Below are 19,094 nucleotides of genomic sequence, written 5' to 3'. Positions count from 1 at the left end.
CAGGGAAGCTTTTTTAACGAATTTATTCGTGCTTCAATTTACAAACAATTATTTTTGAAGCAATATTAAAAACCACAACTAATGAATATTCTAATCCTTGGCTCAGGTGGCCGTGAACATACATTTGCTTATAAGATCGCTCAAAGTAGTAAATGTTCGAAGCTATATGTTGCTCCCGGAAACGCCGGTACTGCTAGTATCGCTGAAAATATTCCATTGAACCCGATAGATTTCGTTGCAGTTGCAAATATCGCTTTGGAAAAGGAGATTAATATGATCGTGGTTGGTCCTGAAGACCCACTGGTAAAAGGAATAGTAGATTTTTTTGCAAATGATGAGCGTCTAAAAGACATCCAGATTATTGGTCCTTCCAGCCGTGGTGCACTTTTGGAAGGGAGTAAGGAAAGGGCCAAGGAATTTATGGCCATTCATGGAATACCTACCGCAGCCTATGAAAGCTTTAGTTTTGAAAGCCTGGAAGCGGGTAAAAACTTTCTGGAAACGCTGAATTCCCCATATGTACTCAAAGCAGACGGTCTGGCCGCTGGCAAAGGTGTGTTGATCATCGATGATTTGGACGAAGCCAAAAAAGAGCTGGAGAATATGTTATCGGGGAAATTTGGTGCAGCGAGCCAAAAGGTGGTGATCGAAGAGTTTTTGGATGGTATTGAATTGAGTGTGTTTGTGCTTACCGATGGTAGAAATTATAAGATTCTGCCAACCGCCAAAGATTATAAGCGAATAGGAGAAGGGGATACCGGTTTAAACACAGGCGGGATGGGAGCTATTTCTCCGGTTCCATTTGCAGATGAAACCCTGATGACAAAAATTGAGGAACGCATTGTTAAGCCTACCGTAAAGGGGTTACAGGAAGAAGAAATAGATTATAAAGGATTCATTTTTATTGGTCTGATAAAAGTAGGTGAAGAGCCTTATGTGATCGAGTATAACGTTAGGATGGGAGACCCGGAAACCGAGGTTGTTCTGCCTAGAATTCAATCAGACCTGGTGGAATTACTGGAAAAAACCTGGTCTGGAGACCTGGATAAGGCCAGTGTGGAAATAGACCCAAGATCTGCGACAACAGTCATGTTAGTTTCAGGAGGATACCCGGAATCTTATGAAAAAGGAAAAGTGATAAGCGGGTTGGAAAATGTGAAAGATTCGATCATTTTTCATGCCGGTACCACCAATGATGGTGATAAGGTAGTGACCAGTGGAGGCCGGGTAATAGCATTAACTTCCTTTGGGGATGATTACCGTATGGCACTAAAAAAATCTTACCAAAGTGCAGGAATGCTGCAATTTGATAAGATGTATTTTAGAAACGATATAGGTTTTGATTTATCCTAGGAAGGAGTGAGAAGTAGATTCTCTGTTTTCTTCATTCCTGTCGTTGAAAGTTTTCAATTGCTTCATCCAGTAAAGGAAAGCCAAGAAACCAATGATCATGAATGCCCAGTTAAGGATATTAGCAAGAAACCAGGAGTCTAATTCAAGTGATCTTAATTCGTCAAGTGGGTTTAATAGTACCAATTCAACAACATACTGTATTCCCTCAAAAAAATCTTTCATTGTCTGAACTTTATTTGTGATTACAAAAATATAAAAAACGCCAATGCTAACAAGCTTTTTTAGCAAATCCAAGCCTTTTAATCTTGCTGTCATCATTTTACTGATGAGTCTTTTTTACATTGGAGCCAATATCAATGATTGGAATAATGGTTTTGACTGGTTGGAACTGGTGGAAAAAACAGGAGTTCTGCTTGTTTTAGTTTTGAGTCTGCTTGTGTTGAATTTCATTGCAAAGAAGAATGAGCTCACCAAAAGGAGTGCCTATAAAACCCTTCTTTTTGCGCTTTTTTGTATCTCATTTTCAAGTTTATTACAAAATGAATCCATTATCATCGCGAATTTATGTGTGCTTTTTGGTTTGCGACGAATCGTTAGTTTAAAGTCACATATCGCGGTGCAAAAAAAGATCTTTGATGCTACATTCTGGATCTGTATTGCAACACTTTACCATTTCTGGACAGTTTTATTCCTGATCCTGGTTTTCCTGGCGATACTAAATTTTGCTGCCGCATTTAAAAACTGGCTCGTGCCGCTAACTGCTTTTCTTGCTGTAGCTCTTCTCACTGTGTGCTATCATTTAATTGCTAATGATAGCTTCTATACATTCAATGACTGGTACCAGACCAGCAACTTTGATTTCTCCCAATATGGAGAAATTGGAATGTTGATACCCTTAAGCGTTTTTCTTGGCCTGTTGCTCTGGACATTATTCCAGTATTTTTCAGCAATCCAAAAGGCGAGTATAACCAGGAGGCCGGTTCTTAGTATGATCTTGTTCAGCTTAGGGATCTCTGCAGCTGTAGCCATTTTTTCACCTTACAAGAATGGAAGCGAACTAATCTTTTTCTTTGTCCCTCTAAGTATAATCTCTTCCAACTATTTTGACGGGAAAAGAGATAAACTGTTTAAGGAAATCATCCTGGCCACCCTTATATTAATGCCGATAATTTTAGCTTTTTTCGTTTAAACCTGAATGTTTACAGCCCTTTTAAGGTTTACTCTTTTGAAAAATAATATCTTTGCATAGGCGTTTACAGGGCCCGTGGTTACACACTAATAATTATAGTTAAAGAAGAAATAAAATATATGTTTTCAGATAAGGCCAACACGATTTTTAGAGAAGTAATTGAGAAGTATCATGAAAAAGACAGCGTAGATCAGGAATTTAATAATCCGTATACCGCTGAAGAAAATCTTATAGAACACCTTTTATATAGAAAATGCTGGATAGATACCGTGCAATGGCATTACGAAGACATCATTCGTGACCAGAACATCGATCCCGTGGAAGCTTTGAAGCTAAAGAGAATGATAGACGCTTCTAACCAGGATCGTACAGACACTGTTGAATATATTGATAGTTATTTTCTTGAGAAATATAAAGATGTACAGCCCAATACAGATGCTACTATTAATTCTGAAAGCCCTGCCTGGGCTATAGACAGGCTGTCAATTCTTGCCTTGAAGATCTATCATATGCATGAAGAGGCGAACAGGGAGGATGCATCTCAGGAACACCAGATGAAGTGCAAAGCCAAGCTCGATGTTTTGCTTGAGCAGAGAGTAGACCTTTCTACAGCGATCAATCAATTGCTGGAAGATATCGCCAATGGCGAGAAATATATGAAAGTCTACAAGCAAATGAAGATGTATAATGACGACGAGTTAAACCCGGTTCTTCGAGGTAATAAATAGATTTATGGAGGGTTCCGGCAATTCTTTAGCTAAAAACGGCGGAAAAGAAAAGCACATCCTGGTGATTAGATTTTCGGCCATGGGTGATATCGCTATGATCGTTCCCGTTCTAAGTGTTTTGGTAAAAAAATATCCTGAACTCACCATCACTGTGCTTACCCGGAATTTTTTTGCCCCTCTTTTCAGTCACCTGTCTAATGTAAGGATCTACGAAGCAGATCTAACCGGTGTTCACGAAGGGGTCCTGGGTCTTGGTACACTGGCCAGGGAACTTCGGGAAGAAGAGATTGACGCAGTTGCAGACTTACACGACGTTTTGCGTACCAATGTACTAAGGTCGCTTTTCTATTTTTACGGAATTCCATTCGAACAGATCGATAAAGGAAGGTCCCAAAAAAAGGCTTTAACGAGAGAAAACAACAAGGAGTTTCGCCAGTTAAAATCCACACACCAGCGTTATGCTGATGTTTTTGAAAAATTAGGCTATCCTATAGATCTTTCAGAATATACTCCACCTGCACGCAGGGAATTACTGCCTTCTGTATATGAAATAATTGGGAAGCAGTCTTTGAAGTGGCTCGGAGTAGCTCCTTTTGCGCAACATCAATCCAAGTGCTATCCAAAAGACCTGATGGAAAAGGTATTGTCTCAACTTTCTGATCTGGCCACCATCAGGATCATTATGTTTGGAGGAGGCGATTCAGAAAAGGAACAGTTGGAAGAATGGGAAGAGAAGTTTGAAAATTGTATAAGTGTAGTAAAAAAGCTCAGATTTGCAGAGGAGTTAAGCTTAATTTCTAATCTGGATGCTATGGTGTCTATGGATAGCGGAAATGCTCACCTGGCAGCTATCTTTGGAATTCCTGTAATAAGTCTCTGGGGGGTAACTCATCCCTATGCTGGTTTCAGAGCGTTTAATCAGCCTATGGAAAACTGTATCCTGCCAGACCTGGATAAATATCCCAAGATCCCAACTTCGGTCTACGGTGATAAAGTTCCGGAGGGCTACGAAGACGTCATGCGCAGCATACCCCCGGAAAATGTTATTGCTAAGATCCTGGATAATCTTTAAAGATTAAACATCATCAAAATCTACTTTTAGGGTAGGAGTTGTTGGATGCGCCTGGCAGGTTAGCACAAAACCTTCTTCTATCTCCTCATCTGTAAGGATCTGGTTCTTACTCATTTCAGCTTTACCTTCAGTAATCCTGGCCATGCAGCTACTGCAAATTCCACCCTGGCAGGAATAGGGAACATCGATATCATTCTCCAGAGCTTCATCCAGAACAACAGATTTTCTATCCATAGAAAAGGTGTACTCCTCATCATCTACAAGTATAGTCACCTGGGTAGCACCATCGGTATCACCCTGTATCTCTTTTTCTTCATCGGTGGTGGTAAAGAGTTCAAAAAGGATCTGTTCTTTTTTAACTCCGTTAGCCAGTAGAACTTCAGATACGTGGTTGATCATGGACTCGGGACCACACAAATAAAATTTATCGAAAGGATGATCTTTGAATTTATTCTTAACGATATAATTTACCGTGCTGGTCTCTATACGCCCAAAATGTGCATTATCCTCGCGGGTACGGCTATAGATGAACTCCACGAATAGCCTGTGCGGGAATTCGGCCTGAAGTTTCAATAGTTCTTTAAAGAATATGGTATCGTCTATGGATTTGTTACCGTAGGTAAGCACAAATTTGCTGTGAGGTTCGTCTCTTAATACAGATTTTATAATAGACAAAACCGGGGTGATCCCACTTCCTGCAGCAAAAGCCGCATAATTTTTTATTTTATCTCCTGGCTCAAATACAAATTTTCCTTCCGGAGGATGTACCTGGAGAATATCGCCGGCAACCAGCTTATTATTGGCTATAACAGAGAATCGGCCGCCTTCAACTTCTTTTACAGTTACTTTGAACTCATCTGAATTTGGAGCGGAACACAGGGAATATGCCCTGCGTATCTCTTCACCGTCAGCTTCGGTTTTGATGGTAATATATTGACCTGCAGAAAAACTAAATTCCTCTATCAGATTTTCGGGGATATCAAAAGATAAACTTACCGCCTGGGAAGTTTCACGAATTATTTCCTTTATTTTAAGCGGATAGAACTTGCTCATTATTTTTTATTTGTGCGCAAAAATACAAAGTCTGATGCTTTTAAAAATGTAACAAAAGTTTAAATTTCCATACCAATTAACCAAATACAGTATTTATGTTCAGAAAATTTACCTGGCTCGAATGGAAATCCTTTCTAAGATCGGCCAGTTTTGGAAAAAGTCTGGGTCTTAAGATCCTGATGGCATTTCTTGCTTTATACTTCTCGGCAATGTTCCTGTTTTTTGGTGTTGCCCTTTTTCCAATTCTTAAAAAGGTATATCCAGGGCAGGATCCCCTGGTGATCGTAAATAATTTTGCACTGGTATATTTCACCTTCGACCTCTTATTCAGGTTTATGCTGCAAACCCTGCCTGTGATGGATATTAAGCCGCTTATGGTATTACCTATTAAAAGGTCTAAAGTGGTGAATTATGTTTTGATCAAATCTCTTTTCTCATTCTATAATTTTCTGCCTTTATTATTGATCATTCCTTTTACCCTATACAGTATTCTCAAAGAAGGTTACGCGGCAGGCGATATGATTGCCTGGATGGCCGCCATGTATGCGACCACACTTTGTATGAACTACTTCAATTTCATTATCAAGAAACGCTTTACTGAGAACCTCAAAGCACTTATTCCTATTGTAATTGTTGGTATTGGGATCGCTTTACTGGACTATCTGGGAATATTTGATATTACCGCTTACTTCGGAAGTCTTTTAAATTATGTATTGGAATTCCCAATACTGTTCCTGGTTCCTGTTGTATTGCTGGTAATGCTTTATAGCTGGAACTTTCAGAATTTAAAGAGTAAATTCTACCTTGATTCCGGGTTGAAAGGGAAAAATAAGACGGTGAACACCAAGGAATTTGGCTGGACTAAAAGATTTGGGAGTATCGCACCCTTTCTTCAGCAGGATCTGAAATTGATCTGGCGAAATAAAAGACCAAAAACCACGATATATCTTTCTTTCATATTCCTGGCCTATGGTTTAATATTCTACCCCAATGATACTTACCAGGATATGCCGGCATTTTTCGTATTTGTGGGAATATTCATCACCGGTATTTTTATGATCAATTTCGGGCAGTTTATCCCATCCTGGGATGCATCTTATTACCCTATGATCATGGCACAGAATATCCCGATGAGGCAATATCTGGCTTCTAAAATGGGACTTATAACCTTTAGCGTGGTGGTCCTGGCGATATTATCTACTCCCTATGTCTATTTTGGATGGAACATTTTATTGCTTAACCTTGCCTGCGCTATTTACAATATGGGGGTGAATATACCTCTTTTGTTATTTTCAGGGTCTTTCAACAAAAAGAGAATCGACCTGGATAAAAGTCCTTTTATGAACTACCAGGGTACCGGAGCCTCGCAATGGCTGGTTGGTTTACCTTTATTACTGGTGCCAATATTTTTCTTCTGGATTATTAATAAGTTTATTAATTATGAAGTTGCAGTTGGCGTTTTAGCCGGGCTTGGAATTATCGGACTTATTTTAAGACCAGCCCTGCTTACCTATCTGGCTCAACGGTACCGCCGAAGAAAATATGTAATGATACAGGGATTTAAACAAAAAGGAGACTAAAAAATTTATCATGATTACAGCAACGAATCTTTCGAAAGTATATAATGGCACTAAAGTGCTGGATATTGAGCATCTTGATATTCCGTCTGGACAGAATTTTGGCCTGGTTGGAAACAACGGCGCCGGGAAAACCACTTTTTTTAGTCTTTTATTAGATCTTATTGAACCAACTTCCGGAAATATCTTCAACAAGGATATAACCGTAAGTGAGAGTGAAGATTGGAAACCTTTTACCAATTCCTTCATTGATGAAAGCTTTTTGATTGGTTACCTCACGCCAGAGGAATATTTCTATTTTATCGGAGAGCTTAGAAACCAGAATAAAGCTGATATTGATTCATTTCTTATCCAGTTTGAAGACCTTTTCAACGGGGAGATTATAGGCAGAAAAAAATATCTCCGGGACCTTTCCAAAGGAAACCAGAAGAAAGTTGGAATTGTAGCAGCTTTGATTGGTAACCCTGAAGTTGTTATTCTCGATGAGCCTTTTGCTAATCTTGATCCAACAACCCAGATCAGGTTAAAGCAATTACTAAAAAGTCTTTCTCAGACTTCAGGTACAACGATCTTGATCTCCAGTCATGATCTTATTCATGTGACTGAAGTATGTGAAAGGATCGTCGTCCTGGATAAAGGTGTGATTGTACGTGACCTGGAGACTTCAGAAGCTACCCTGAACGAACTGGAAGCTTACTTTTCTGCCGAGGTCACCCAAATCTAGTAATTGCCGTTTATTGGACTTTAGAAAAAGAAGTTTACTTTTACATACTAAACTAGCTGTATCAAAGTTATTCATGATACCCATAAAAGGTTCAGTTTGAATAGGTTTACCCGTTATACTCTTTTTCTCATACTTTCGGCAGCTGTTTTTAGCTGTTCCCGAAAGAAAGATTCATTTATAAACCGGAATTATCACGCCGTTACGGCCGAATATAATACCCTCTACAATGGCGAAGTAGCTTTTGAGCAGGGCAAAGAGGAGATCAACCAGAATTATGCGGATAATTACTGGGACATCCTGCCGGTAGAGCGCCTGGACGTAGATGATAAGATCATTCTTCCAGACAGCATCAGAAACCAGAATTTTGGCAGAGCCGAAGAAAAAGCGGTTAAAGCAATTCAAAAACATTCCATGCAGATCAAGGGAAAGGAGCGTAATCCAAAAATGGATGATGCATATCTTCTCCTGGGAAAAGCGAGATATTTCGATCAGCGTTTTATCCCGGCACTTGATGCTTTCAATTATATTCTTTATCGCTATCCCGCCAGTGATAATATAAATCATGCCCGTATCTGGAGGGAAAAAACGAACGTGAGGATTGGCAACGAAAAACTTGCGATCAAAAACCTGAAAAAGATCCTTGATTCAGACAGAATTGAAGACCAGGATGTGGCAGATGCGAATGCGAGCCTGGCGCAGGCCTATATTAATCTCACCTATATAGATTCTGCCACAGTGCCCCTGAGGAATGCGGCTGAATTTACAGGTAAGAATGCTGAAAAAGGAAGATATTATTATATTCTCGGTCAGCTTTATGAAAGGCTGGGAGAGGAATCCAAAGCCAATGCGGCTTTTGATGAGGTTATTGAGCTACATCGCAAATCTCCACGTATTTATTATGTGAATGCCTATATTCAAAAGGCTAGAAATTTTAATAAAGATTCCGGGAATGATCAATATTTACTGGAGTTACTCACAGAACTCGAAAAAGACAGGGAAAACCGGCCTTACCTTGATAAAATATATTTTCAGCTGGGTGAATATTACCAGAAACTTGACTCTACAGACCTGGCCATAGAATATTACAATAAATCGCTGAGATCGCCTTCCAGTGATGTTTTCCTGAAATCAATTAATTACGAAATCCTTGCCGATATAAATTTTGATCTGGCCAGCTATCAGGAAGCAGGTAAATATTATGATAGTACCCTTACTTTCATGTCACCCGGTCTTTTGGAATACAGAATTATTAAAAAGAAAAGAACCAACCTTGAGGATGTAATTAAATTTGAGAAGATCGCAGAGGAAACCGATAGTATTCTAAAACTTTCCAGCCTGTCTGAAGACGAGTTACTGGCCTATTTTACCAAATATACGAATGATCTTAGGGAGAAGGCCATGAAAGATATTGAGGAGGGAGAATTACCGGTTTACACGGCCAGTATAGGGCCCGAGAATAATTTTCCATCGGCAGGATTGCCACCTGCAGGTGAAGGTAATTCATTTTATTTCTACAATCCATTGCGTGTTTCCAGGGGAGCCCAGGAATTTCTGCGTATCTGGGGGACCAGAGAACTAAAGGATAACTGGAGATGGGGCTCTACCGCTTTAAATCAAAGCTCTATAAATGCTCGGGGTACTTTGATGGATATCAACCTAGATAACGATCCTTTTTATGATCCGATGACCTATATAAATCAGATTCCCGGAGAACGATCTGTTTTGGATAGCCTGGCGACGCAAAGAAACCTGGCTTATTTTCAATTGGGCGTGATTTATAATGAAAATTATAAGGAATACGACCTCGCTGCAGAAAAACTGGAGTTTCTGCTGGATAATGATCCCCAGGAACGTCTTATTCTTCCTGCAAAATATAATCTTTACAACATCTACGGTGCCCAGGAGAATTTCGAAGCCCGGGAGGTGATGAAAAATGATATACTTCAGAATTATTCAGATTCACGGTATGCTGCCTTTATCAGAAACCCTGAGAGTATCCAAACAGATGAGAACAGCCCTGAAGTTCTGTATAAGGCTCTTTTTAGAAAATACGAGGAACAGGAATACCAGGAAGTAATAGATCAGGCTAATGAATATGTTTCGCGGCTTACCGGGGATCCAATAGTTCCAAAACTGGAACTTTTAAAAGCACGGGCGGTAGCCAGGTTAATGGGATTAGATGCCTATGAGCAGGCGCTGAATTATCTGGCAGTGACTTATCCGCAATCTTCTGAAGGACAAAAGGCGCAGAATACACTCAACACTAGTATACGGGAATTAAAACAACTGGAATTCGTTGCAGATAGTCTTCAAAATAATTTTAAGCTGGTCTATCCTCTCGATAAAGAGAAAAAGGAAGAAGCTAAAGAACTGAAAATGACCATAGAAAAATCCTTGTCAGATTTAGACTACAATAAATTAAAGGTTTCTGTAGATATTTATGATGTTGAACAGAATTTTGTTGTGGTTCATGGATTCTCTGATAAATCCAGAGGTCTGGGCTTCCAGGAGTTATTACAGAAAAATAAAAAGTATAAAATAGAGAGGGAGTCTTTTGTCATGTCGGCAGAAAATTATAGAATTGTACAAATTAAGAAAACTTTAAGAAGTTTTCTGGACAATTTCTAAACCCTGCTATCATGTTTTCAGAGACCAAGAAAAATAAACCTTCCTCCAATCAAAACGAACAAAACCGGCTTGCTGCAGGTACTGTTATTAAAGGCGAAATTTCCGGTAAAGGATGTTTTAGAATCGAAGGTACGCTTGAAGGAAGTTTAAAAACACCGGGAAAGGTTGTTATTAGTAAAGGCGGTCTTATTAATGGTACCCTGGAATGCACAAGTGCCGATATAGAGGGGAATTTTAAGGGCAAACTGCTGGTTAAAGACATTCTAACCCTGCGCAGTCCTGCAAATATCGAAGGTGAGGTCATTGCCGGTAAGCTTGCCGTGGAGGCGGGTGCCGTCTTCAACGCAACCTGTGAAATGAATGGGGGTGTAAAGCCTCTGAATAAAGAAAATGAAAAAAGATCAGCGTAACAGGTATCTTGTTTTTGTTAATATTGCCTTTCAAATGGGGATTATTATCGCGGCAGGAGTATTTCTTGGAATCTGGCTGGACGGTAAATTCCCGAATAAATATTCAGTTTATACAATTTCCCTATCATTGCTGGGAGTTTTTATTGCGTTGTACCAGGTATACAGGGGAGTAAAAGATCTTAATGAAGACGATTAAATGCAGGCACAAATCCTATCTTTCCTTAAAGTATTTATACCATTTTCTATTTTCCTAATTCTAATCCAGTTTGGACTTGTTAACTATGTTTTTAAGACCGAACTTTATTACTCAACCATAGCCATATATGGGTTTCATGTTATAGCTACTTTTTTAATTTTCCTTTTCCTGGCCTTTGTGCATAAAACTTTTAGCGATAAAACAGGCTTTGCCTTTATGGCCTGCAGCCTCTTAAAGATGCTCGCCGCGGTATTGTTTCTTTTACCTATGATGCTGAACGATGTAGCCAGGCCGTTTCTTGATTTAATGGCATTTTTTATCCCGTATTTTTTATTCCTGATTTTCGAAACTTTTTACGCTGTAAAACTTATTAATACCAAATAACTATCTGTATTTCAGTAAAATCGTTAAAATTACTGAAACTGCTAAAAAATTATACAGTGGACTTTCAGATAAAAATTAAAAGTATACCTTTGCACGGAAATTTAGAGCCCACAATTTTTAAGTAGAACAGGTACTATGACAGCACAAAAATCTTTAGTGATTAGGGTGTACTTTACATTGGCTTTGGCCATTCTTCCTTTATTTACATTTGCGCAGGAGCGTAATGAGAAGCATACTTCGCTCGAGGAAGCTGAAGAGGAGTTTAATGCAACTGAAATGATCATGCACCACATCGGGGATGCTCATGAGTGGCATTTCTTTGGTGAAGGTGAGAGTTCAGTGACTTTACCCTTACCTGTGATTCTTTATACAGAAAACGGACTCGTAAGTTTTATGTCCAGCGAGTTTCACCATGATACAGACGGGACGCATATAGTTGAAAAAGACGGAATGCGTTTTGTGAATCTTCATGAGGATATTTACAAACTGGATGAAGGGGCTGAAGTAGTGGAGTTTGATGCAGAGCATCACCCAGTAAATGCTTCTAAACCATGGGACCTTTCTATTACCAAGAATGTTGCTGCAATGTTCTTAACGGTAATCTTAATGATCCTGTTCTTCTCTGTAGGTCTTGCCAGGCATCATAAGAAAAGTAAAAGTGCTCCTAAGGGGTTCAATAATGTACTTGAAACCCTGGTTTTATTCGTTAGAGATGAGATCGCTATTCCTCAAATAGGAGAGAAAAAATATATGAAGTTCATGCCGTTTCTTTTAACCGTGTTCTTCTTTATCTGGATTACTAACCTAATGGGTCTTTTGCCGGGAGCTGCCAACGTTACCGGGAATATTGCCGTGACGGTTTCTTTAGGTCTATTTACCATGTTGATCATGATTTTTAATGGAAATAAGGATTTTTACAAGCATACCTTCTGGATGCCGGGTATCCCAACGTGGGTAAAGCCTATCCTTGCGATCGTAGAAGGGCTGGGGTTACTTATTAAACCTGCTGCATTGATGATTCGTTTATTCGCGAACATTACCGCAGGGCACATTATCATCCTGAGTTTAATTGGACTGATATTTATTTTGGAAAATGCAGGCATCGCCGGAGTTTCGGTTCCCTTTGCCTTATTTATAACAGTATTGGAATTGTTAGTAGCATTCCTTCAAGCGTTTATTTTTACGATTCTGTCTGCCCTGTTTATCGGGATGGCAGTTGAGGAACATGAACATCATTAATTTTAATTTTTAATTTTTCAACTATGGAATTATTGTATGTAGGTCTTGCAGCTTTAGGAGCTGGACTAGCGGTTCTTGGAGCCGGAGTAGGTGTAGGTAAAATCGGTGGTTCTGCCATGGATGCTATCGCACGTCAGCCAGAAGCTTCTGGAAAAATCCAGACAGCTATGATTATCGCTGCTGCACTTGTAGAAGGTGTTGCTCTTTTTGGAGTAGTTGCCTCTTTACTAGGTGTATTAAGATAATTAAAGTTTCAGAAGCCCTTCGTAACGGTTGGTTACGAAGGGTTTTTAAAGTGATGTTTTTAACGATTATATTATAAAACTATGGATTTAATAACTCCCGAAATTGGCTTGTTCTTCTGGCAAACCGTCGTTTTCTTAGTATTACTTTTCCTTATGGCGAAGTTCGCCTGGAAACCTATTCTTAGCTCTGTTAAGAATAGAGAAGAATCTATTAACGACGCATTGGCTTCAGCAGAAAATGCACGTAAAGAAATGCAGAATCTTAGATCTGATAACGAGCAGCTTTTAAAAGAAGCTCGTGCAGAAAGAGATGCTATCCTTAGAGAAGCCCGTGAGTTAAAAGAAAAGGTGATTACAGATGCTTCTGAAGAGGCAAAAGTAAAAGCCGATAAGATCGTTGCAGATGCCAAGAGAAGCATTGAGCTTGAAAAGCAATCGGCAATGGCAGAATTAAAGAATCATGTTGCTGAACTTTCAGTGGAGATCGCTGAAAAGATCGTTCGTAAAGAACTTTCAGGCAAAAATGAACAACACCAGATGATCGAGAAGATGATTGGTGATGCTAAGCTAAACTAAGTTATGAGAGGAACCAGAGCCGCACAACGATATGCAAAGGCGATCCTTTCTTTAGCAAAGGATAAGAATTCGGCGGAAGCTGTAAATGAGGATATGATCTCGATTTCCAAAACTGTTCTAAACAGTAAGGATCTTGAGAATATGCTTACCAGTCCTGTAATAAAGAACAGCACCAAAAAAAGTGTTCTGCTTGAAATTTTCAAGGATGTGAACGCGGTAACTAAAGGTGCGATAGATATACTGTTAGAAAATGGAAGAATTGCTATTCTTCATATCGTGGCCAGGCAGTATATCATCCAGTATAATGAATTGAACAATGTACGGCAGGCAGTTGTCACTACTGCAGTACCTCTGGATAAAGAACTTGAAGCTGTGATCCTTGCCAAGGTAAAGGAATTAACAGGTTCAGAAGCCAGCTTAAAAAACATCGTTGATGATAGCATCATTGGTGGTTTTGTGCTAAGAGTAGGGGATTTGCAATATGATGCAAGTGTATCCCGTAATCTTACCAGGCTAAAAAGGGAATTGACAAACAATACATACGTTTCAAAAATTTAATTAAAACCGGTATGCCTCAGGCCTACCATTTTATCTTGAATAATTATGGCAGAAGTAAATCCTGCTGAAGTATCAGCAATATTAAAACAACAATTATCAGGTTTTGAATCCAAGGCCTCTTTAGATGAAGTAGGTACCGTTCTAACCGTAGGTGACGGTATTGCTAACATTTTCGGACTGGCTAATGCTCAATATGGAGAATTGGTACAGTTTGAAAGCGGTCTGGAAGGGATCGTTTTGAACCTGGAAGAAGATAACGTTGGGGTAGTACTTTTGGGTCCTGCAAAGGAGATCAAAGAAGGTTCTACTGTGAAAAGAACTCAGCGAATTGCTTCTATCAATGTTGGGGAAGGAATTGTAGGCCGTGTGGTTGATACTCTTGGTGCTCCAATTGATGGTAAAGGTGCAATTGAAGGTGAGACTTTTGAAATGCCACTTGAGCGTAAAGCTCCCGGGGTAATTTACCGTCAGCCGGTAACTGAACCACTTCAAACGGGTATCAAATCTATCGATGCAATGGTACCGGTAGGAAGAGGACAGCGTGAATTGGTGATTGGTGACCGTCAGACTGGTAAGACAGTTGTATGTATTGATACCATTCTTAACCAGAAAGAATTTTATGATGCCGGTGAGCCGGTTTATTGTATATATGTAGCTATTGGACAAAAAGCTTCCACTGTTGCGGCGATCGCCAAGACTCTTGAGGATAAAGGTGCATTAGCCTATACTACCATTGTTGCTGCAAATGCATCAGATCCTGCTCCAATGCAGGTTTATGCTCCATTCGCAGGGGCTGCGATAGGTGAATACTTTAGAGATACAGGTCGTCCTGCCTTGATCGTTTATGATGATCTTTCTAAGCAGGCGGTTGCATATCGTGAGGTTTCCCTGTTACTTCGTCGTCCACCGGGACGTGAGGCATATCCTGGGGATGTATTCTTCCTTCACTCAAGACTACTTGAGCGTGCTGCGAAGGTGATCAACGATGATGATATTGCAAAACAAATGAACGACCTTCCAGACAGTCTTAAAGACAAGGTAAAAGGTGGCGGATCACTTACCGCTCTTCCAATTATCGAAACTCAGGCGGGTGACGTTTCAGCATATATTCCAACCAACGTAATTTCGATTACAGATGGGCAGATCTTCTTAACATCAGATCTTTTTAACTCGGGTGTACGTCCTGCGATCGATGTGGGTATCTCTGTATCTCGTGTAGGTGGTAACGCTCAGATCAAGTCGATGAAGAAGGTTGCGGGTACTTTAAAACTTGACCAGGCTCAGTATCGTGAACTTGAAGCATTTGCTAAGTTTGGATCTGATCTTGATGCTGCAACGATGAATGTGATCGAAAAAGGTAAGCGTAACGTGGAGATCCTGAAACAGGGACAAAACGATCCTTACCCCGTAGAAGACCAGATCGCGATCATTTATGCAGGTTCCAAGAACCTTCTTAGAGATGTACCGGTAGAAAAGGTAAAAGAGTTTGAAAGAGACTATCTGGAATATCTTGATGCCAAGCACAGAGATACACTGGATACTCTTAAAGCAGGAAAATTAACTGATGAAGTAATTGATACTTTAACTCAGGCTGCTAAAGAACTTTCATCTAAGTACAAGAACTAGTATTGAGTACACAGCCCTGAGGCTTGAATCTCTGGTCATGTATTTAATTTGAAAATTATAAAAGTATTGAGTGGATCGGCACAAAGATTCACTCAATACTCAATACTAAATAAAAATGGCAAACTTAAAAGAATTACGTAGCAGGATCACTTCGGTATCTTCAACGATGCAGATTACCAAAGCCATGAAAATGGTATCGGCTGCAAAATTGAACAAAGCCCAGGATGCGATTACTCAGATGCGTCCATATTCTGAAAAACTAACTCAGTTGCTACAGGATTTAAGTGCTACTCTAGATGATGATGCGGGAAGCAAATATGCCGAGGAACGCGAAGTTAGAAATGTTTTGATCGTTGCTATTTCATCTAATAAGGGACTGGCTGGTGCTTTTAACACTAATATTATTAAAGCGGTTAAGTACAAGGCCAAGAATGATTATAATGCCAAAAATGTAGATGTCTATACCCTTGGAAAAAAGGCCAACGATATTCTGAAGAAGGATTATGATGTACGTAAGAACAATAATGAAATCTACGACGATTTAAGCTTTGAAAATTCATCTGCGATAGCTGAGGAGTTGATGCAACTTTTCCTTGATGAGAAGTATGATAAGATCGTGCTTGTATACAATCAATTTAAAAATGCAGCCACACAAATTGTTAAACACGAACAATTTTTGCCTATCGAGCGATTTGAATCTGAAGAGAACAAACAGTTGGATTATATTTTTGAGCCTTCTAAATTAGAAATTGTTAAGGATCTTATTCCGAAGTCTCTAAAAATGCAGCTTTTTAAGGCGCTACGGGATTCATTTGCCTCAGAACATGGTGCGCGTATGACGGCTATGCACAAGGCGACTGAGAATGCTACAGAGCTTCGTGATGATCTTAAACTATCATATAACAAAGCAAGACAGGCTTCTATTACCAATGAGATCCTTGAGATCGTTGGTGGTGCTGAAGCATTGAATGGATAATTTTCTGCGTCATGCTGTCCCGATAGCTATCGGGATGATTCAGCATCATTGAGATCCTGATATTGGATGACCAAAAGAATAAAAAAAGCCCTCATTATGGAGGGCTTTTTTATTTGGTACGTGTTTTGTTTTTATAACTTCGAATCTTTAAAACCAATCGTTATGACCCGAATTTTATTTTTTATGACCGGAATTTTTACTTTGATCATGTTTTCATCCTGTATGAGCAATAAAGGCCTTCAGGACAGGGCACCGGCGCAGTTTAATGAAGTTTACTATACCTACGACTCCAATGGTATCGAATTGAATATTCCGGTTAGGTCTATTCAGAATGAAAGAATAAGCCTGGACGCGGTTTATTTTCATGGTATGAAGTCTAACCTGGAAAAAAGTGAGTCTCAACCTAATTTATATGTAGCCAATTTCAGGATGGGTAGTAAGGATATGGTAATGCACGAGGATCCAAAAGAAGAGTACGGGAACCAACCACCTCAAATGCCAGAGGAAAGCCCTTTTTCTATAGACAAAGACGAAGCGATCCTTGTATTCACCCAGGACGATAAAATCAAATATTATAAGCTTACGGGAATTGTGGAAAAGGAATAAAGCGAAAGCTTTTATAATCCTGATTTATTCAGATATTTGTAGTAAACCAACCCGCTCCTGTTGAGTACTTTAAAAAGATTTTTTCAAGACACTCTTATTTACGGTTTTGCAACGGTATTCCCGCGACTAATGAACTTCGTGCTGGTACCGTTGCATACCGATGTCTTGCCGGCAGAGGAATACTCGGTTAATACGGTTTTCTACGTCTGGGCGGCATTTTTCAATGTAATGCTCACTTACGGGATGGAAACCGCTTTTTTCAGGTTTTTTAGTACTTCTAAAGAAAACACGAAAGTATTTTCAACCGCTTTCATTGCATTAAGTCTTAGTACCATCTTATTTGCCATAGGGATATTTGTATTCCAGGAAGAACTTATAGGCTTGATGGATCTCGATCCATTCTATTTTAAACTGCTGTTCAGCGTTCTGGTTCTCGATACCCTGGTAGTAGTCCCTTTCGCTTATTTAAGGGCTACAGGCAGACCTTTGAAATTTGCCGGGATCAAGATCATTAATATTTTACTTGTTGTACTTCTCAACCTATACTTTTTATGGTTTGTAAGGGATTATCCTCAATTTGCTCCGCAATTGGTTCTGGATAATTATGGGCCACGGGATATTGTAGGATATATTTTTATCGCGAATCTCGTTGCGAGTGCGGTTACTTTTTTACTGTTATTACCTTATTTCTTTAAAACCAGGATCAGTTTTGATATTAAGATTTTCCAACAGATGTGGAAATATGGCTGGCCTATTATGGTAGCGGGAATTGCCTTTGTGATCAATGAGAACCTGGATAAACTTTTAATCAAGGATATGATCTCTGCGGAGACCATGGGGGCTTATGCCGGATGCTATAAACTGGCTGTTTTCATGACCATTTTTGTACAGGCGTTTAAAATGGGAGCAGAACCGTTCTTTTTTAATCATGCTGAAGAAAAGAATGCGAGAAACATCTATGCAGATATCTTAAAATATTTCGTCATTGCCGGCAGTCTTATTTTCCTTGTTCTGGTATGTTTTATTGATTTCTTTAAAAACCTGGTGATACGTGATCCTGAGTACTGGATGGCGATTAGTATTGTACCAATCATTCTTTTGGCTAATCTTTTCCTTGGAATTTATCATAATCTCTCGGTCTGGTACAAATTGACCGACAGAACCCGCACAGGGATGTACATATCAATCCTGGGAGCTTTAATCACTATTGGGCTCAATCTTGCCCTCATCCCCGTTTTGGGTTTCATAGCAGCCGCCTGGGCCACGTTGGGAGCATACGGTAGTATGATGGTAGTTTCTTATTTCCTTGGCAGAAAATACTATCCGGTGCCTTATGATATGAAAAGCATCGGGGGATATTTATTACTGTCAACTCTTATTGCTGCCATCTCATTTTATATATTTCCCGGAAATTATTTAGTTGCCAGTCCTTTACTTTTACTATTCCTTGGAATCGTCTATTTTTCTGAAAAGGATCAAATTCTGAAAATCATCAAATCTTAATTATGGAGATAAAAATTATAAATAAGTCGGCACACAAATTGCCTCACTACGAAACAGATTTTTCTGCCGGTATGGATCTTCGCGCGAATCTTGAGGATCCGGTAACTTTGAAGCCTTTGGAAAGGGCAATTGTGAAAACAGGTCTATTTATGGAATTACCCCTGGGTTATGAAGCCCAGGTTAGACCCAGAAGTGGTCTGGCTGCTAAAAAAGGTATCACTGTTTTAAATGCTCCGGGTACAATTGATGCAGATTATCGCGGGGAGATAGGAGTGATCCTTGTAAATTTGTCTAATGAGGATTTTATCATCAATGATGGTGAAAGAATTGCCCAGATGGTGATCGCCAAACATGAGCATATTTCATGGCAGGAAGTAGATATTCTTGGCGAAACATCTCGTGGAGCAGGAGGCTTTGGTAGCACCGGGCACAAATAAATATAAATTAAAAA

At 39.5% G+C, this 19,094-nt stretch carries 21 protein-coding genes; 19 read left to right on the top strand and 2 right to left on the bottom strand.

What is annotated here, in order from left to right:
• The first annotated feature begins 81 nt into the window (after window positions 1–81).
• Window positions 82–1,353: a phosphoribosylamine--glycine ligase gene (purD, locus tag FGM01_RS05605; protein WP_143410136.1), complete on the top strand. Its 1,272-nt coding sequence runs from the start codon at window positions 82–84 to the stop codon at window positions 1,351–1,353.
• On the opposite strand, the gene FGM01_RS05600 is transcribed toward purD, so the two are convergent.
• Entirely contained in the window at window positions 1,345–1,575 is a 231-nt protein-coding gene (locus FGM01_RS05600; protein ID WP_143410135.1) for a DUF6341 family protein, read from the bottom strand. The genes purD and FGM01_RS05600 overlap by 9 nt on opposite strands.
• A 43-nt stretch (window positions 1,576–1,618) precedes the next feature.
• Between FGM01_RS05600 and FGM01_RS05595 the strand changes: the two genes are divergently transcribed.
• The 3 genes from FGM01_RS05595 to FGM01_RS05585 all read left to right on the top strand — a co-directional run bounded on the left by FGM01_RS05595 (window position 1,619) and on the right by FGM01_RS05585 (window position 4,342).
• A complete protein-coding gene (locus tag FGM01_RS05595) occupies window positions 1,619–2,542 on the top strand; it encodes a DUF6427 family protein (protein WP_143410134.1) in 924 nt (307 codons plus the stop codon).
• Between the two features lie 119 nt (window positions 2,543–2,661).
• Window positions 2,662–3,270 carry a DUF4254 domain-containing protein gene (locus FGM01_RS05590; RefSeq protein ID WP_143410133.1) on the top strand — a complete coding sequence of 203 codons (609 nt, stop codon included), beginning with the start codon at window positions 2,662–2,664 and terminating at the stop codon, window positions 3,268–3,270.
• A gap of 4 nt (window positions 3,271–3,274) precedes the next feature.
• Window positions 3,275–4,342 (top strand): glycosyltransferase family 9 protein, encoded by a 1,068-nt coding sequence (locus FGM01_RS05585; protein ID WP_243735764.1) that lies wholly within the window; start codon window positions 3,275–3,277, stop codon window positions 4,340–4,342.
• A 3-nt stretch (window positions 4,343–4,345) separates the two neighbouring features.
• On the opposite strand, the gene FGM01_RS05580 is transcribed toward FGM01_RS05585, so the two are convergent.
• Window positions 4,346–5,395, bottom strand: a complete 1,050-nt coding sequence (locus tag FGM01_RS05580; RefSeq protein ID WP_143410132.1) for a ferredoxin--NADP reductase — start codon at window positions 5,393–5,395, stop codon at window positions 4,346–4,348.
• Window positions 5,396–5,490: 95 nt separating this feature from the next.
• On the opposite strand from FGM01_RS05580, the gene FGM01_RS05575 reads away from it, so the two are divergent.
• The 15 genes from FGM01_RS05575 (at window position 5,491) to dut (ending at window position 19,080) form a co-directional block, all read left to right on the top strand.
• On the top strand, window positions 5,491–6,975 hold the full coding sequence (locus tag FGM01_RS05575; protein ID WP_143410131.1) for a DUF5687 family protein: 1,485 nt from the start codon (window positions 5,491–5,493) through the stop codon (window positions 6,973–6,975).
• A 10-nt stretch (window positions 6,976–6,985) separates the two neighbouring features.
• Window positions 6,986–7,696: an ABC transporter ATP-binding protein gene (locus FGM01_RS05570; RefSeq protein ID WP_143410130.1), complete on the top strand. Its 711-nt coding sequence runs from the start codon at window positions 6,986–6,988 to the stop codon at window positions 7,694–7,696.
• A gap of 96 nt (window positions 7,697–7,792) precedes the next feature.
• Window positions 7,793–10,324 (top strand): type IX secretion system periplasmic lipoprotein PorW/SprE, encoded by a 2,532-nt coding sequence (gene porW / locus FGM01_RS05565; RefSeq protein ID WP_143410129.1) that lies wholly within the window; start codon window positions 7,793–7,795, stop codon window positions 10,322–10,324.
• Between the two features lie 11 nt (window positions 10,325–10,335).
• Window positions 10,336–10,734 carry a bactofilin family protein gene (locus FGM01_RS05560; protein ID WP_143410128.1) on the top strand — a complete coding sequence of 133 codons (399 nt, stop codon included), beginning with the start codon at window positions 10,336–10,338 and terminating at the stop codon, window positions 10,732–10,734.
• Window positions 10,715–10,930, top strand: coding sequence for an AtpZ/AtpI family protein (locus FGM01_RS05555; RefSeq protein ID WP_143410127.1), 216 nt, complete (start codon window positions 10,715–10,717; stop codon window positions 10,928–10,930). The genes FGM01_RS05560 and FGM01_RS05555 overlap by 20 nt, the downstream gene beginning before the upstream one ends.
• Window positions 10,931–11,314: a hypothetical protein gene (locus FGM01_RS05550; protein WP_143410126.1), complete on the top strand. Its 384-nt coding sequence runs from the start codon at window positions 10,931–10,933 to the stop codon at window positions 11,312–11,314. It abuts the gene before it with no gap.
• A 135-nt stretch (window positions 11,315–11,449) separates the two neighbouring features.
• A complete protein-coding gene (gene atpB, locus FGM01_RS05545) occupies window positions 11,450–12,553 on the top strand; it encodes a F0F1 ATP synthase subunit A (protein WP_143410125.1) in 1,104 nt (367 codons plus the stop codon).
• Window positions 12,554–12,576: 23 nt separating this feature from the next.
• A complete protein-coding gene (gene atpE / locus FGM01_RS05540) occupies window positions 12,577–12,798 on the top strand; it encodes an ATP synthase F0 subunit C (RefSeq protein WP_011711113.1) in 222 nt (73 codons plus the stop codon).
• 81 nt (window positions 12,799–12,879) lie between these two features.
• On the top strand, window positions 12,880–13,374 hold the full coding sequence (locus FGM01_RS05535; protein ID WP_143410124.1) for a F0F1 ATP synthase subunit B: 495 nt from the start codon (window positions 12,880–12,882) through the stop codon (window positions 13,372–13,374).
• A gap of 3 nt (window positions 13,375–13,377) precedes the next feature.
• A complete protein-coding gene (gene atpH / locus FGM01_RS05530; protein WP_143410123.1) occupies window positions 13,378–13,932 on the top strand; it encodes an ATP synthase F1 subunit delta in 555 nt (184 codons plus the stop codon).
• Between the two features lie 45 nt (window positions 13,933–13,977).
• Entirely contained in the window at window positions 13,978–15,558 is a 1,581-nt protein-coding gene (atpA, locus tag FGM01_RS05525; protein WP_143410122.1) for a F0F1 ATP synthase subunit alpha, read from the top strand.
• A gap of 115 nt (window positions 15,559–15,673) precedes the next feature.
• Window positions 15,674–16,534 (top strand): ATP synthase F1 subunit gamma, encoded by an 861-nt coding sequence (atpG, locus tag FGM01_RS05520; RefSeq protein ID WP_143410121.1) that lies wholly within the window; start codon window positions 15,674–15,676, stop codon window positions 16,532–16,534.
• A 162-nt stretch (window positions 16,535–16,696) separates the two neighbouring features.
• On the top strand, window positions 16,697–17,140 hold the full coding sequence (locus FGM01_RS05515; protein WP_143410120.1) for a hypothetical protein: 444 nt from the start codon (window positions 16,697–16,699) through the stop codon (window positions 17,138–17,140).
• 60 nt (window positions 17,141–17,200) lie between these two features.
• Complete coding sequence (locus tag FGM01_RS05510) at window positions 17,201–18,643, top strand: oligosaccharide flippase family protein (RefSeq protein ID WP_143410119.1); 1,443 nt, start codon at window positions 17,201–17,203, stop codon at window positions 18,641–18,643.
• A 2-nt stretch (window positions 18,644–18,645) separates the two neighbouring features.
• Entirely contained in the window at window positions 18,646–19,080 is a 435-nt protein-coding gene (gene dut / locus FGM01_RS05505; protein WP_143410118.1) for a dUTP diphosphatase, read from the top strand.
• Window positions 19,081–19,094 lie beyond the last annotated feature (14 nt).

This window comes from Christiangramia sabulilitoris (assembly GCF_007050985.1).
In the GTDB taxonomy this organism is placed as follows: Bacteria; Bacteroidota; Bacteroidia; order Flavobacteriales; family Flavobacteriaceae; genus Christiangramia; species Christiangramia sabulilitoris.
Note: the sequence above shows the minus strand (reverse complement) of the source record. Positions and strands in the feature narration are given on the sequence as shown.